The organism is Ferruginibacter sp. (assembly GCF_049840995.1).
Classification (GTDB): domain Bacteria; phylum Bacteroidota; class Bacteroidia; order Chitinophagales; family Chitinophagaceae; genus Ferruginibacter.
Genome location: NZ_JASGIP010000003.1, coordinates 346,658 through 362,108, shown reverse-complemented (window position 1 = coordinate 362,108; position 15,451 = coordinate 346,658). Strand labels below are relative to the sequence as shown.

Sequence of the window (15,451 nt, the reverse complement as noted above, 5' to 3'; positions counted from 1 at the left end):
CATATCCACGAATGATAGACACACAGCATAAAAATCTGCAACTTATTCAAATGTTGAGGGGTATAGCCAGTTTGTTAGTGGTGCTGTTGCATATTACGATCAATTATTCTGAAAACCTTCCTGGTGCCTTCCTCTTCAATATCTTTAAGTTTGGAGGAAGTGGGGTAGACATTTTTTTTGTACTGAGTGGGTTTATTATTACTTATTCCAGTGCAGGAAATATCGCAAAATCCGGAGCCTTCCTTACTTTTATTAAAAGAAGGATAATACGGATATTCCCCATATACTGGATTACAATTAGTATTTTCCTGCTTATACAAATTATTTTTTTCTCTTTTTATAAAACACACTTTGATCTTACATTTACCAATATTTGCAGCACTTACTTACTGTTCCCTAACCATATCATGATAAATGGCGTAAGCTGGTCTTTAACCAATGAACTCTTTTTTTACTTACTTTTTTCAGTAGCGGTTTTAATACCTTATAAAAAAATAACGCTGTACCTGATGGTAGCCTACTCTTTAGTGTTGATAGTATCGGGAGTTCTGAATTTATTTGATTTAGCCAGCATGAACAGTTTTGTCGCCTTGCTACTATTTCCTATGAATATGGAGTTTTTTTTAGGGGTACTAGTAGCCTTAATAGTGCATCGCTTTCCTTCAAAATGGATATATCCTTTTTTAATAACAGGGCTGCTGCTTTTTTTAGCCGGAGCTGCCAATATGGGATATTTTTCCGGAATGACAAAGAATGGCACTGAAAGAGTTTTATTTTTTGGAGTGCCTTCTTTTTTAGTGATACTCTCGCTGGTAAAATGGGAGCTAACAAAGAAAGTTAATATTGCTAAGATATTCGTTGACCTGGGCAATGCCTCTTATTCAATTTATTTGATTCATCTGCCTGTGGTAGCTGCATTTTATAAAGTAGTTGTCAGGTTAAATTTTTCAAGTACATTTATATTGCAGACTTTAAGCTTGGCTCTTCTGATCATTGTTAGTATACTAGGTATAGTGGTTTACAAAAAAGTAGAAAAACCTTTGATCAAAAAATTAAACTCATTTTTCAGATAATAATATAAAGGATGATAAAAGTCTTACATGTGGCTTACTCGGGTCTTGGGGGGCATGGAAATGTTTTTTTTTCGATGGTTGATGCAGATGAAACAAGGCATTTTGAATATGAAGTAATTTTTTTTGGTGTAGAAGACGTTCGAAATTTATATATAGAAAAGGCAACGGAAAAAAATATACCTTGGTATTTTGTAAAGAAAAAACCGGGGATAGATATAGCTGCGTATAAAAAAATTAAGGATATTATTAAAAAAACTAAGCCGGATATAATCTTTTTACACTCCAGTGCATATATATTCCCGGCAAAATGGGCTACAGCTACAACTTCTAAAAAGATGAAAATAATTGTACGGGAAACACAGGCTAATCATCTTAAAACAAAGCAGGAATGGCTAGGGTTATCATTCGCACTTTTATTTGCAACAAAGGTGGTTTTTCTAAGTAATGAGTATAATGATACTATACAAAAAAAATTACGCTTCTTTTATTCTCATAAACGAACAAAAGTAATACCCAATGGTATCGATTTTAAAATATACCATCCAACAACTTCGCAGGAAAATAATAGTATAGTGGTGGGTATGCAAAGCCGGCTTATTGCTATTAAAGATCATAAAACTTTATTAAAGGCCTTTAAAATAGTACTTGATAAAAATATAACAGGAAAGCCTATGCAGTTAATAATTGCAGGAGATGGCGATTGCAGACAGGCACTTGAAACGCAGGCTGAAAATGAAGGAATAGAAAAGCAGGTAACCTTTCTTGGTATGCTGGAAGAAAAAGCATTACCGGCCTTCATTAATTCACTGAATATTTATGTGCACGCTACCCTCGGCGAAACTATGAGTACTGCAATAATGCAGGTTATGGCTTGTAAAAAACCGGTAGTTGCATCTGATGTTTTAGGAGTTAACAATATGATAAAAGATAATGAAACTGGATTGCTAATACCCCCAGAAAATGCAATTGCAATGGCTGATGCTATTCTATCGCTTATCAATAATCCGGGCAAGGCGTCCGAGATCTCGGTTCGGGCTTATGATTTTGCCCAGGATAATTATAGTAGTAAGCGTATGTTTCAACAATATAAAACGGTATTTGAAGAATAGTGCCGTGTCAAAAAAAATGAATTTACTTATATGAATACAATATTGGTTACAGGATGTGCTGGCTTTATCGGAAGCCATGTTTGCAGCTTATTATTAGCTAAAGGTTTTAGAGTGATTGGCGTTGATAATTTTGACCTGTTTTACGAAAGATCGGTTAAAGAAAAAAACATGGAATCTTTTATCTCCCATCATAATTTCGTGTTTTATGAAGCCGATATTTGCGATGGACTTGGCCAGGTAAAAGAAAAAAATATCGATGCGGTCATCCACCTGGCTGCAAAGGCCGGGGTAAGGCCCAGCATTGATGACCCGGAAGGCTATATTCGATGCAATATAACCGGCACTCAGCAGGTACATGATTTTATGAAGAGCCAAGATATCCATAAAATGGTTTTCGCATCTTCATCATCAGTATATGGTAATAACATTAAAACTCCATTCAGCGAAACAGACAATGTTGATAACCCTATCTCACCTTATGCGTTTACAAAAAAGGCTTGCGAACTGATGAATTATACTTTTCATCACCTGTACAAAAAAGACATAATTAACCTGCGCTTTTTTACGGTATATGGCCCCAGGCAAAGGCCCGATCTTGCCATTCATAAATTTGTTCATAAAATTTCAAAAGACGAACCCCTACACCTTTTTGGGGATGGAAAAACTGCCAGGGATTATACTTTTATTGATGATACAGTAACAGGCATAATCAATGCGTTAACCTATTGTTTAAATAATAGTAACTTATATGAAACATTGAATCTTGGTAATAACAGGCCAGTTACATTGAAAGAACTTGTTTCAATTATTTATAAAGAAATGGATAAAAAAGAAAATGTTGTATACGAAGAAATGCAGCCCGGCGATGTAGAAATAACCTATGCCGATATAACATCAGCAAATAAACTGATCAATTATAACCCCAGGATAGATATTAATGACGGTATTAAGAGGTTTGTTCACTGGTACTATTCAGAAAATAAGAGTGAATAAAACACCGTATTATTTAAAACGAACTCTTTGTAATGAAAGTTTTGCATCTTATATATTCAAAGCAGGTAGCCGGAGCAGAAAAATACCTGTTGGATCTTTTACCCGGTCTTAAAAATTCTGGAATAAACTGTGAGCTTATTTGTGTAACACCAGAAGCAGACCAATACAAATTTCATCCTTTTTGCGAAGAATTGATCCAGCATGGAGTAAATACGCAGTTGCTTGCCGCAAAAACGAGCAACCTGCTATCAACTGCAAAGCGAATTGCTGTATATGCAAGCGATGCAGGGGTTGATTATATACATGCGCATCTTTTTAAAGCAGATGCGATTGCTGTTTTAGTGAAAATGTTTTTCAAAAAAAAGATACTCATTATTTCAACTAAACATGGCTACCAGGAAAGTTATTTTAAAAAGAATATTACTCCTCCATGGAAAATTCAATATAACCTGTATTATTTTATTTCCCGTTTTATAAATTCAAGAATAGATTATCAAATTACAATTTCAAACGCAATGGCGGAATTGTACCAGGCACTGGGTTTTACCAAAAAGAAAATGCCATTCATACATCATGGAATTAGGATAGACAAGCCTGCTGCCGAACAACCAAAAGTTTCTCAACAATTGATAATGCTTGGCCGGATAGAAGAAATAAAGGGGCATATTTATTTTTTTAAAGCAATGCCCGAAATAATTAAAAAATTCCCGAAAGTAAAGTTACTTATATTGGGCAATGGTACCGAAAAAGAAAATTTGCAAAGAGTGGCTAACAAACTGGGTATAACCAAATATATTGAGTTCCTTGGTTTTCAATCAAAGCCTGCTAATTACCTTATTCAGTCAGAAATTATTATTCTGCCTTCCTTATTTGAACCATTTGGATTAGTATATATTGAGTCGTTTGCATTAAAAGTGCCTGTTGTTGCATTTGATGTAAAAGCCTGCAATGAAATAATTACACACAATGAAACTGGGATACTGGTGCCAGCTTTTGATAGTAAATCACTGGCTGAAAAGGTTATTTATTTGCTGGAAAATACTGCAGAAAGAGAGCGTATTGTCAACAACGCTTTTCATAAATATCAAACCTATTTTAATACTGGCAGAATGCTAAAAGAAACAGTGGAGTGGTACAGGTCAATTGGGTTTAACAAGCAGTAGTTTTTGTTCTCTGTACCTGGTGAAAATACTGGTTAGTAAAAATGCATAAAACGGCAGAACAGGTATCCTGTAGCGCACCATTGTACCAAAGTTAAATGTGCTGAATCCGATTATAGCACTAAGTATAACAATAAAGATCAGCGAAAATAAAAGTATAGGGTCTTCAAAGATGTAGCTGAAAAATTTTAAAAAACGTAACTTAAATAAAAGAAATATCAGCGCAAATAAAGCCACGAGCGATTCGAGGCTTGAAAACAACATCATCAGGTTCTTAATTTCCCAAATAAACGGCCTGAATAAAACAGTAAATACTACTCCGGGGCTTCTTAGCAAGATGCTTGTTGGTGTAAAATCAATATCCTTCATATTTGAAAATCCGCTACCCGCATCTCCCATTGCATCTAAATTTTCGTAAGCATTTTTAAAGGAGTCAATAGTGGTTTGAGAGTCCTCCAAAATACTTTTCAGGTATTCAGAAACCACTAAATTAAGAATAATCATGCCACCTATGGTTATTAATATAAAATAAACCCATTTTTCAATTATATTTTTCCGGCTTTTTATAAAATGGCTTATAAAGAAAACTAAAAAACTTAAGAGGAATGTGGCTGCGATGTAACTTTTAATAACTATCAACAGGTATAAACTAATGGCGGCATAAATAAAATTACCCGGCTTTATTTTTTTTCTGATGAAAAAGCCATAAAAAATATTCATCAGCAATCCCAGACAACCAATACAAATAGAATCTTTCATTAAACCACTTCCCCAAAACCAGATAGAGGGTGTATATAATATTGTAAATGCAAGTATTTTTTGTGCTTTGTCTTGTAATGCATCATTAAAGCAAAGAAAGAGATTCCACAAACCAATGAATGAAAAAAAACCAAAAAAAATGCTAATGATAAGATACTTATTAAAGCAAAGAAGTGAAAACGCTGCACTAATCTTTATCACCATCAGGTTCGAATCATTACTAATTATAGAACCAATTACATTATCCCCAGTTTCAGAACTCAAAAACAGGTCTGATAGCTTTTTGGCAGGGTAAAAAAAATATTTTAGCGTAAATTCCTCCTTGGTAAGATCAGTGATAAAAGTGCTGCCTCTAAAAAACCCTAGGGAATCACCATAACCATAATAATATTGAATCACCATTGCATACAATACAGCACCAATCATATGCAGAAAAAAAGCAGTAACAAAAAATTTATCAAGCCCCACCTCTCTGTATTTACTTTTTTTTGCCTTTATTATCAGGAAGAAAAGTGATATATATATAGGCAATAAAAGGTAATCAATAATAGAGATATACTTCATAAACAATTTTAAAAACTCACAGCGTACACATTCAAAGATTGTACATTTTAATTTACTGCATGTTCCGCTGAGAATTGAACTTAATTATATATACACAAAACTATTGGGTTTAAATGGCTTTAAAAAACTTGTTTTAAAAGCTATTAATGCGGCTTACCAAGTATGTACTGCCAAACTGTTGGCTGGTAATACATTTTACCTTTTGTGTCATTAGTTAAAACAGTATAGTTATTTTCCACTACCTGCTGTAAAACTTCTTTAAGAGCCGTAATTCCTGTAGCAACCTGTAAAACCGGGTAAGTTGTAAAATTATCACCAAGGAATGGCTTGGAGAATACGTGTTTTAACACTACACCGGTATCTACCCCAACATCCACAAAGTGTATGGTAGTACCGAAATTTTCAGCATCATTATTATACAGGGCCCAGTAACCGCCATGGCTGCCCCGGTACCAGGGCGTAATGCCCACATGCATATTGATAAAAACGGCATTGGTGCATTGTAATATCTTTTTGCTGATGATACGGGTGCCATTCACCACAACAATATCAGGCTGTAGCTGCTCCAGTAATTGTTTGCAGGCAGTATCATTAACGGAACTGACATGGTGTGTGGAGTTATTATCAAAAGGCGCATCGTTCAACTGGTATTGCGCTATCAATTCATTTTTCCGGTTGCGGGCTTTTTTTCTTAAAAAAGGTACTATCAAAACTGAAAACATGACCTGCCCCATCACTTTAAAAAAACCGATCCTCTTAATGCGGCCCTTGAATAAAGTTTTTTTGGAAATGGGCTGCTCGATGATGGCTGCGGAAATAATAAAATCTTTTATAATGGCATTATACACCCACCGGGAAGATTCGCAATCGGATGCAAGAAAAACGATTTTTTTATTTTGCATGGGGGAACAGGGAATATAATTATTTGCAGGTGCAAAGGTACAACAATCAAGGGCTATAAACCCGCAGCTTCCTTCATAGTAAGGTTAACAAAACCATACTTTTGCTGCAGTTGTTTATAATGATCCAGTATGATAGTAAGATTGTTCATATTTTCTGCAATGTTCACACCAAAATTGTGGGGATGCCACCACAAATGATATAGCTCATTTTTCTGCGCCGCCCTTGTCATTTCATTCATGATCCTTTTCAACTTCAGTTTTTCCAGCCAGGCAAGGCTTTTATTATAAGGTTTTAAAAAACGGCTGGCAGGTACGTTTACAGGCAATCCTTCCTCTTTGGCTATTATATGTGTATTATAACCCGAAACAGGCAGGTAAGTATCCAACAGGCGGCACAGCCTTATAAAAGGTAATTCAGCAGCAAATTTCCGGGGCTTATATATCCACGAAGTAGGGTTGCCCCGGTAAACAGGGATACCATTATCCTGTAATACAGGAAGATAATCTTCATTCACCTGGTTACGCGGAAACACAATACTGTAAAGCTGTATGTTATTATCAAGCGCTATCTTTTTTGCCGCCCTCACGTCAGCTTCAAATTCTTCGGCGCTTTGTCCTTCTTCCAGGCAATAATAATGGCAAAAAGTATGGGTGCCTATTTCGTGCTGAGTATCTAACAACTGGCGAAAAAGAGAATAACCATAGTGATAGGCGTCATCGGTTTCGTCCCGGCCCACCAAGGGCAGTTCTTTTTCGTAAACATTGTAATTACTGTTGCTGTAAGCGGGTTTTACCGCAGGCAGGCTGGCCATTAATTCCTCCCTGTTTTTGGCAAATAAAAAACCTACAGTGGCAAAAGTGGCTTTAAAATCATAGCGTTTAAACAGGTCGATAAGCCCCGGAATGACCTGCTTTACCCCCAAAATATGCTGCCCATATTTCTCCTTGGTGGTAACATCCCATACCCCCCAGAGTAATTCAAAATCCAGGGAAATGACAAATACACCCTTATTATTGCTTGTAATATCCATTAAAATTTAAACAGCCGGAATAGTAGTTGGCGTGAAATTAATTGTTTTATTTTAAATGGGTTAAATATAATACCAGCCTGCAAAAATCAGGTAAGCAGGCTTTGGAATGTTATAAAAAATGATAATATCTTAAGGCCGACACAATAAATAGATCACAGTGCCGTTATAATTCAGATATTTTCTAAAACCAAGCAATCCAATACACATGAACCAAGCCATTTCATTAGTAAACCCGTTTACTAAAACCCCACTCCAAAAATCGGCCAACGGCCTTTTAGACAATCTTTCAACCCTTTTTCCTTACAAAGGTGGCGCTTACCGTATAGTGCAGGATGACAACTATACCCAGAACTTTGGCTACCAGTGGAACAAGTTTGCCGCTACGCAGATAGACCGGGAACAAAAAAACTCGAAGCTGAGCTTTACCCGTTTTTTTGCAGTAACCGGTTGGGATAAGGAAAACCTGGAAGATAAAAATATCCTGGAAGTGGGCAGTGGCGCCGGCAGGTTCTCCCAGATTGTACTGGATTATACAAAAGCTAATTTATACAGTGTGGATTACAGCAATGCTGTAGAAGCCAACTTTAAAAATAACGGACATCATCAAAACAGGCTGCAGTTGTTCCAGGCAAGTGTGTACGAAATGCCCTTTGATAAAGGACAGTTTGACAAAGTGTTTTGCCTGGGCGTGATACAGCACACACCAGATGTACAAAAAACCGTGCAGTCATTGATAGAAATGGCAAAGCCGGGTGCAGAAGTGGTGGTGGATTTTTATTGTGTAAATGGCTGGTGGACCAAGGTACAGGCCAAATACATCTTCAGGCCTATCACCAAAAAATGGAGCAACGAAAAACTGTTGCGTAAAATAGAAAAGAATGTAGATTGGATGATTGCAGCCACTACTTTCTTCAATAAGATCGGTATCGGTAAATTCGTGAACCGTTTTATTCCCATCTGCGATATTAAAGGAACCTTGCCTGAAGGGTTAACCAAACAGGAATTAAGGGAATGGTGTGTGCTAGACACTTTCGATATGTTCAGCCCGCAATACGATCAGCCACAAAAAGTATCCACCGTAAAAAAATGGTTTGAACAGAGCGGTATGGAAAAAGTTTGGGGCGGTGTGATCCGTTTTGATAACTCCACCTCTTATGTAGTTAAAGGGATTAAAAAATAATACCAGTTCTTGCAACTGCGCTATTGTTTTATTGTTCACCCTAACGAATAATAACCCGGTAACGATTATGAGAAAAAAGATCATTCACTTTATTTTTAACTTGGGCCGTGGTGGCGCCGAAACCATGGTGGTAAGGGTAATAAAAGAATTACCTGAATACGATCACGTGGTGGTAACACTTTTCCCCATGAACCACTGGGGCAGCGAACTGCAATGCAGTAAACTGATCTGCCTCAATCTTTCTTCTTTATTTGCTTTGCCGCTTGCGATCTTTAAGTTCCGTAAGCTGGTAAAAAAAGAAGACCCGGCCATTATACATACGCATCTTTTTTGGCCTACTGTAATTGCAAGGCTATCGGTGCCCCGTAAATATCCCATCGTAACTACAATACATGCTTTTATCACCACTTCTATTGAATACAAGAACTGGCATGTACGCTTTTTAGATAAGCTTACTTATAAATTAAGGAAGAGCACGATCATAGGTGTTGCAAGAGGCGCCACCAACGAATATTTTTCCTTTTTACATTTAAAACCTTACCATGCACATACGCTATACACTTTTGTGGATGTGAACCGTTTTGGTACAGGTAATACAAAACCTGCTGCCGAAACAAAAACTTTCCGGGTAGTTTCGGTAGGCGCTTTAAGGCTGCAGAAAAATTACCTGTGGGCAGTTAAAGCATTCGAAAAGATAAAAGATAAGAACATTGAACTGCATATTTATGGCGTAGGCAATATGCAGCAGGAAATTCAGCAACAGATAGAGGCCACAGGTGCAAAAGTGATCCTGAAAGGAGAGGTTTCCAATATAGAAGAGATCATACCGCAATACGATCTGTATTTAATGTCCTCTTCTTACGAAGGCTTTTCGTTGAGCGTGCTGGAGGCGATGGCTACGGGTATGCCTTTACTGCTGAGTGATATAGCTTCCTTCAGGGAACAGGGAGAAGACACGGCCGCCTACTTCTCGCTCTCCGACGAAAATGACCTGCCGGCCAAACTGGTTAACTTCAGCCAGAAATCCCCGGAGGAATTAAAGGCCATGGCCGAAAAAGGAAGGCAACGGGCACTCCAGTATTTTACTTTACCCCAGCATGTAACCGGCCTGCGTAAAATTTATACAGAAGCATTGGGCACTGCGGTAGCATAGGCGTGTTTAAAGGTTTTTAAGCACATATACTTACCTTTGCCATCATACCATAAAATCACTATAACATGTGCGGCATTTCAGGTTTTGTAGATTTTAATAAAAAGACCCCAAGAGAAACACTCGAAAAAATGAACCGCATCATGGCACACCGTGGCCCTGATGGAGAAGGTTATGAAATATATAATGATGATTCGGCTACTGTTGGCCTGGGTCATTTACGCCTCAGCATCATCGATCTTACCGAAGGCGGTAAGCAGCCCATGAACTATAAGCACCTGCATATTACCTTCAACGGTGAAGTATACAATTATGCAGAAATTAAAAAAACACTCGAAGCAAAAGGGCATCAATTCCAAAGCCACAGCGATACAGAAGTAATATTACATGCTTATGCAGAATGGGGCAGTGCTGCGTTACAGCAGTTCATCGGCATGTTTGCATTTGCTATTTATGACGAAGCCAATCATAAAATATTTGCCTGCAGGGACAGGGCAGGCGTAAAGCCTCTATTCTATTATTATAAGGATGGGGTGTTTTTATTTTCTTCAGAACTAAAAGCAATTATGCAGCATCCTGATTTTGTAAAAGAAATAAATACTGATGCTGTAGCTATGTATATGCAATATGGCTATATCCCTACACCTCACTGTATTTTTAAAAATATACGAAAACTTGATCCGGGGCACTTTATAGAATTAAGCCTTCAAAATAAAGAGCTTGCTAGTAGCCAATACTGGAACGTATATGATGCTTATAATACTGATCCTCTAAAAATAGATCTGCCTGATGCAATTACCGAAACTGAAAAATTGCTTATAAGTGCTTTTCAATATAGGATGGTAAGTGATGTACCTGTTGGTGTGTTTTTAAGTGGTGGATACGATAGTACTTGCGTAACAGCATTACTTCAGGCCAATAATACGCAAAAAATAAAAACATTTACAATAGGGGTTGCAGATGATGGTTTGAACGAAGCTCCTTTTGCGAAAGAAACTGCAAAACACCTGGGTACTGACCATACTGAATATTATTGTACAGAAAAAGAGGCGTTGGAAATTGTGCCTATGCTGCCATTTTTTTATGACGAACCATTTGCTGACAGCAGTGCGATACCAACTACGCTGGTAAGCCGAATCGCAAGGGAAAAAGTGACAGTGGCTTTATCAGCCGACGGAGGGGATGAAATATTTGCTGGATATAACAGGTATGATTACGTAATGAAATATGGGAATAAGATAAAAAATATACCTGGTTTTATGCGCAAGTCGGCTGCAGTACTCATGGATGCTGTACCTGCAGATAGTATACCATTTTTTAAAACCAAGTACCTTTTTCATAGCCGTTATGAAAAAGTAAAATCCATATTACAAAATTCAGATAAAAAAAATATTTTCCTCAATCTTACTGAACATTTTAGTTTTAAAGATGTTTCGCAGCTGTTTCAAAAACCTGTGGGTAAACTGGTTACAGCTTTTGAAAGTACGGAGTTAAAGGAAGAATACTATTCCCTTATCAATTATATGATGGCAATAGACTATCAAACCTACCTTTTGGATGATATCCTTCAAAAGGTAGATAGGGCCACAATGAGTGTTAGCCTTGAAGGTAGGGAGCCATTTCTCGATCATCGGATTATAGAATGGGCTGCAAAATTACCAATGGAATATAAATATAACAACGGCAGCAAAAAGTTTATTATCAAAGAAATTGTGCATAAATACATTCCAAAAGAAATGATGGACAGGCCTAAAAAAGGTTTTGGAATTCCCATAAGTCATTGGTTGGAGAATGAGCTAAAGCCATTTGTAAATGCCTATTTTGATGAAAGCTTTGTGCAAAAGCAAGGCATATTTAACAACGAAGAAGTACAAAAAATGCGCACCTCATTTTATATGGGTAAGAAAGAGAAAGCAGAGAAAATCTGGTTTTTCCTTATGTTCCAGATGTGGTACGACAAGTGGATGAACAATAACTAAAACACATGGCTGCAATTATAAACCTGGTAAAGACTGCAACTAAAAATCCTGCTTATAAGTCAGTAGCCACTTACATTTTCACCAATTTTTTTTCCAAAGGCATATCACTGCTGTTGGTGCCTGTTTTTACCGATCCCCGGTTTTTAAAACCAGAAGATAACGGTATTCTGAGCCTTTTTTCCAGTAACCTGATGCTCATGGGCCCCTTTGTTTCGCTGGGAATGATACAATCAGCAGGTGCAGATTTTTTTAAAAAATCAAAAGAAGAATTCAGCAGAAGCTTTACTTCCAACTTCATCATTTCTTTTTTACTTACACTGATCGGTACCGCTGTTTTATTTTTATTCAGGGAACCATTACAGCAAAGATTTCAGCTACCACCTTCATTTGTTTACATCATACCTTTTCTTGCATTTTTGATCTTCGCCAGTGAGCAATTGTTTGCATTGGTACGCAACCGCAACGAAGTAAACCGTTTTCGCAATTTTGGTATCGGCAAAGCGCTTATTGAGTACAGTGTGTCGGTTGTGCTGATCGTTTTCTTTTTAAAAGGATGGGAAGGAAGGGTATGGGGCATTGCCATATCATTGATCGTAAGTAACCTGGTCGGTTTTTTTTATTACGCCAAAAACGGTTACCTGCAATTCTCACTAACAGTACAGCATATTATCGATGAGATAAAATTCGGCATACCGGTTATTACCTTTCAGCTCTGCGTATTTATGCTGGGCACCACCAACAAACTTTTCCTGGCTTATTTTAAGGTAGATACCCGCGAGTTGGGTATATATGCTATTGCATGTGTGTTTGGCACGCTGGTAGGTTACCTGGGACAAAGCATTTTTTTATATGTGCAGCCTAAAGTATATAAATCTATCAGCGATGGCAGCGCTACTATCGAATCTTTAAAAAGAGAATTCTTCCATTATTTTAAAATGCTGATCGCGGTGGGTGTGCCCTGCATTTTATTTGTACTCTTTTTATATTACTATGTTATCAATAAAATATACTTACCGGGCATACATCTTTTTTTACTGGTAAGTCTTTCTTCCTTCATCTGGCAACTGAATAATTATTTCTTTCTTTTTTTATTATATTACAAAGCCAAGAAAAAGATATTTACTGTGGCAGCGATCTCTGTTGTAGTTTCTGTAATAGTGAATACGCTGATGGTAAAGAATTTTATGATTTTGGGAGATGCATTGGCGAGTCTCATTAATACCTGCATCTTTACATTACTTGTTTGCCTTTTTATCCGCAAACTAGTGGCAGAAAAATTTAAAAAGAAAATACCGGCAGCGGTCACAACATAAAACCTATTATCCTCTCAACACATGAAATCAACCTTAGCCCCCATCGTTTTTTTTGCTTACAACCGGCCCGATCATACACGCCAGGTGCTGGAATCACTCAGCAGGAACAAACTTGCCAGTGAATCTTCTTTATTTATTTATATCGACGGGCCCAAGCCAGATGCAACTGCTGAAACCAGGGCGGCAATTGAAGCAGTAAAAAAAGTAGCTGCTGAAAAGCAGTGGTGTAAAGAAGTACACATAACAGCTGCGGAAGCAAATAAAGGATTGATAAAATCGAATGTGGAGGGGGTTACAAAAATGGTGAACCAGTTTGGAAAAGTAATTGCCATGGAAGATGATGGTATATTATCTCCGGGCTTTTTACAATACATGAATGATGCGCTGAATTTTTATGAAGATAATCCACAGGTAATGCATGTGGCCGCTTTTTCCCGCCCCGACCTGAAAGCTTATGATATTGATGAGCCTACTTATTTCTTTTATCACACTACCACGTGGGGCTGGGCAACCTGGAAACGGGCCTGGGATAAATTCAAACTCGACCCGATGGCTGTAAGGGAAGCGGCAAAGAAAAAGGGCAATATCAAAAGACTCAATATGGATAATACTTTTGAGTTTTACTGGGGATTAAAGGCTGTGGCACAGGGTAAATTAAGAAGCTGGAATGCTATCTGGCACTCTACCGTTTTTTTAAATGATGGTTTATGTTTGTACCCGAAAAAATCATTGGTCTCCAATATCGGGCACGATGGCAGCGGTACCAACTGTGAACCAGATGACCGTTTTAAAATAGACGATAATGCACTGGCTGCCGAAATACCGGTTACCAAAATACCGCTTCAAAATAACGAGGTCATCAGGAAAAGATATATCGCACTGCATTCGTTCAAATACAGGTTTGTTTTTATTGCAAAACACTACCTAAGGTATATATTTAAATAAGCAGTTTTCGATCAATCACATTTGCTAACCTTATAAGTTTATTACACTGGCCAAAACTAAAAATATACTCTTCATTTCTTATGATGGAATGACCGATCCGCTGGGGCAGAGCCAGGTGATCCCTTATTTACAGGGATTAACAGCGGATGGTTATCACATTTTTTTATTAAGCTGCGAAAAACCTGCTGCTTTTGCTGCCAACGAATCATTGGTACAAAACCTGCTGGCGCCTTACAATATTACCTGGGTACCTATTAAATATACCAAGAACCCGCCTGTACTCTCTACCGTAATGGATATTATGAAACTGCGGAAAGAAGCGAAAAATATCCATAAAAAATACGGGCTTGATATGGTGCACACACGGGCAGGCGTACCCGCAATTGTAGGCCTGTGGCTGAAAAAGAAATTTGGCATCAAATTCATGAATGATATAAGGGAATTTTATGCCGATAGCAGGGTGGAAGGCGATATGTGGAATTTAAAAAATCCATTGTACAAAGCTGTATATAAATATTTCAGGAAACAGGAAAAGGAGCAAATGGAGCATAGCGATGGTATTGTATGCCTTACGTATGCGGCGGAAAAGATCATTAAAACCTGGCCGGAATACCGCAGCAATATTCCCTTACAGGTGATACCCTGCAGCGCCGACCTGGAACTTTTTGACCCCGCTTCGATCAATGAAAAAGAAAAAGTTGAACTGCAAAAGGAACTTAACATTGCAGCTACAGATGTCATTGTAAGTTACCTGGGTTCTATTGGCGGATGGTACCTTACCGATGAAATGATGCGCTTTTGCAAAGTGCTGAGTGATAAAAACCCGGCCGTTAAATTCCTGTTCATTTCTCCGCATCGTCACGAAGAGATCATTGCAGCCGCGACTAAACAAAATATTGCTGCAGAAAAAATTCTGGCTAAAAAAGCTTCCCGCAAACAGGTGCCGCTGCTGCTTTCGCTCAGCAGTTATTCTATGTTCTTTATCAAACCCTGCTATTCCAAACAATCATCTTCGCCCACAAAGCATGGAGAAATAATGGCAATGGGCATACCTTTGGTAACCAACAGCGGTGTGGGCGATGTGGAAATGATAGTGGAACAATATAAAGCAGGCTTGATTGTGCACGATTTTAATGAAACAGCATACGCTGCGGTGGCAGACAATATCAATACCGGTATTGTTTTTAACCGGGAGCAGATAAGAACAGGTGCAAAGGAATTTTATTCATTGGCATCGGCAGTAGAAAAATATAAAACTATTTACAGGAATATACTGGGATAATATAACAACCT

At 37.8% G+C, this 15,451-nt stretch carries 13 protein-coding genes; 10 read left to right on the top strand and 3 right to left on the bottom strand.

Annotated features, from left to right (window positions below; all coding sequences use genetic code 11):
* Positions 1 to 11: 11 nt before the first annotated feature.
* The 4 genes from QM738_RS03100 to QM738_RS03085 are packed head-to-tail and all read left to right on the top strand — an operon-like array spanning position 12 to position 4,338.
* Positions 12 to 1,073: an acyltransferase family protein gene (locus QM738_RS03100; RefSeq protein WP_462275221.1), complete on the top strand. Its 1,062-nt coding sequence runs from the start codon at positions 12 to 14 to the stop codon at positions 1,071 to 1,073.
* Between the two features lie 11 nt (positions 1,074 to 1,084).
* Positions 1,085 to 2,182, top strand: coding sequence for a glycosyltransferase family 4 protein (locus QM738_RS03095; RefSeq protein ID WP_462275220.1), 1,098 nt, complete (start codon positions 1,085 to 1,087; stop codon positions 2,180 to 2,182).
* A 30-nt stretch (positions 2,183 to 2,212) separates the two neighbouring features.
* On the top strand, positions 2,213 to 3,175 hold the full coding sequence (locus QM738_RS03090; protein ID WP_462275219.1) for a GDP-mannose 4,6-dehydratase: 963 nt from the start codon (positions 2,213 to 2,215) through the stop codon (positions 3,173 to 3,175).
* A 32-nt stretch (positions 3,176 to 3,207) separates the two neighbouring features.
* Complete coding sequence (locus QM738_RS03085; protein WP_462275218.1) at positions 3,208 to 4,338, top strand: glycosyltransferase; 1,131 nt, start codon at positions 3,208 to 3,210, stop codon at positions 4,336 to 4,338.
* On the opposite strand, the gene QM738_RS03080 is transcribed toward QM738_RS03085, so the two are convergent.
* The 3 genes from QM738_RS03080 to QM738_RS03070 all read right to left on the bottom strand — a co-directional run bounded on the left by QM738_RS03080 (position 4,315) and on the right by QM738_RS03070 (position 7,591).
* On the bottom strand, positions 4,315 to 5,658 hold the full coding sequence (locus tag QM738_RS03080; RefSeq protein WP_462275217.1) for a hypothetical protein: 1,344 nt from the start codon (positions 5,656 to 5,658) through the stop codon (positions 4,315 to 4,317). The two genes, QM738_RS03085 and QM738_RS03080, sit on opposite strands and share 24 nt — an antisense overlap.
* A 143-nt stretch (positions 5,659 to 5,801) precedes the next feature.
* Positions 5,802 to 6,560: a formyltransferase family protein gene (locus QM738_RS03075; RefSeq protein ID WP_462275216.1), complete on the bottom strand. Its 759-nt coding sequence runs from the start codon at positions 6,558 to 6,560 to the stop codon at positions 5,802 to 5,804.
* 53 nt (positions 6,561 to 6,613) lie between these two features.
* Positions 6,614 to 7,591, bottom strand: a complete 978-nt coding sequence (locus QM738_RS03070) for a polysaccharide deacetylase family protein (protein WP_462275215.1) — start codon at positions 7,589 to 7,591, stop codon at positions 6,614 to 6,616.
* Between the two features lie 205 nt (positions 7,592 to 7,796).
* On the opposite strand from QM738_RS03070, the gene QM738_RS03065 reads away from it, so the two are divergent.
* The 6 genes from QM738_RS03065 to QM738_RS03040 all read left to right on the top strand — a co-directional run bounded on the left by QM738_RS03065 (position 7,797) and on the right by QM738_RS03040 (position 15,440).
* The gene (locus tag QM738_RS03065) at positions 7,797 to 8,771 is read left to right on the top strand and encodes a class I SAM-dependent methyltransferase (protein WP_462275214.1); all 975 of its coding nucleotides are present in this window, start codon (positions 7,797 to 7,799) and stop codon (positions 8,769 to 8,771) included.
* A gap of 67 nt (positions 8,772 to 8,838) precedes the next feature.
* Positions 8,839 to 9,924, top strand: coding sequence for a glycosyltransferase (locus QM738_RS03060; protein ID WP_462275213.1), 1,086 nt, complete (start codon positions 8,839 to 8,841; stop codon positions 9,922 to 9,924).
* A gap of 65 nt (positions 9,925 to 9,989) precedes the next feature.
* On the top strand, positions 9,990 to 11,900 hold the full coding sequence (asnB, locus tag QM738_RS03055) for an asparagine synthase (glutamine-hydrolyzing) (protein WP_462275212.1): 1,911 nt from the start codon (positions 9,990 to 9,992) through the stop codon (positions 11,898 to 11,900).
* A 5-nt stretch (positions 11,901 to 11,905) separates the two neighbouring features.
* On the top strand, positions 11,906 to 13,213 hold the full coding sequence (locus tag QM738_RS03050) for a lipopolysaccharide biosynthesis protein (RefSeq protein WP_462275211.1): 1,308 nt from the start codon (positions 11,906 to 11,908) through the stop codon (positions 13,211 to 13,213).
* Positions 13,214 to 13,234: 21 nt separating this feature from the next.
* On the top strand, positions 13,235 to 14,158 hold the full coding sequence (locus QM738_RS03045; RefSeq protein WP_462275210.1) for a glycosyltransferase family protein: 924 nt from the start codon (positions 13,235 to 13,237) through the stop codon (positions 14,156 to 14,158).
* 88 nt (positions 14,159 to 14,246) lie between these two features.
* Positions 14,247 to 15,440: a glycosyltransferase gene (locus QM738_RS03040; protein WP_462275209.1), complete on the top strand. Its 1,194-nt coding sequence runs from the start codon at positions 14,247 to 14,249 to the stop codon at positions 15,438 to 15,440.
* The last annotated feature ends 11 nt before the right edge of the window (positions 15,441 to 15,451 follow it).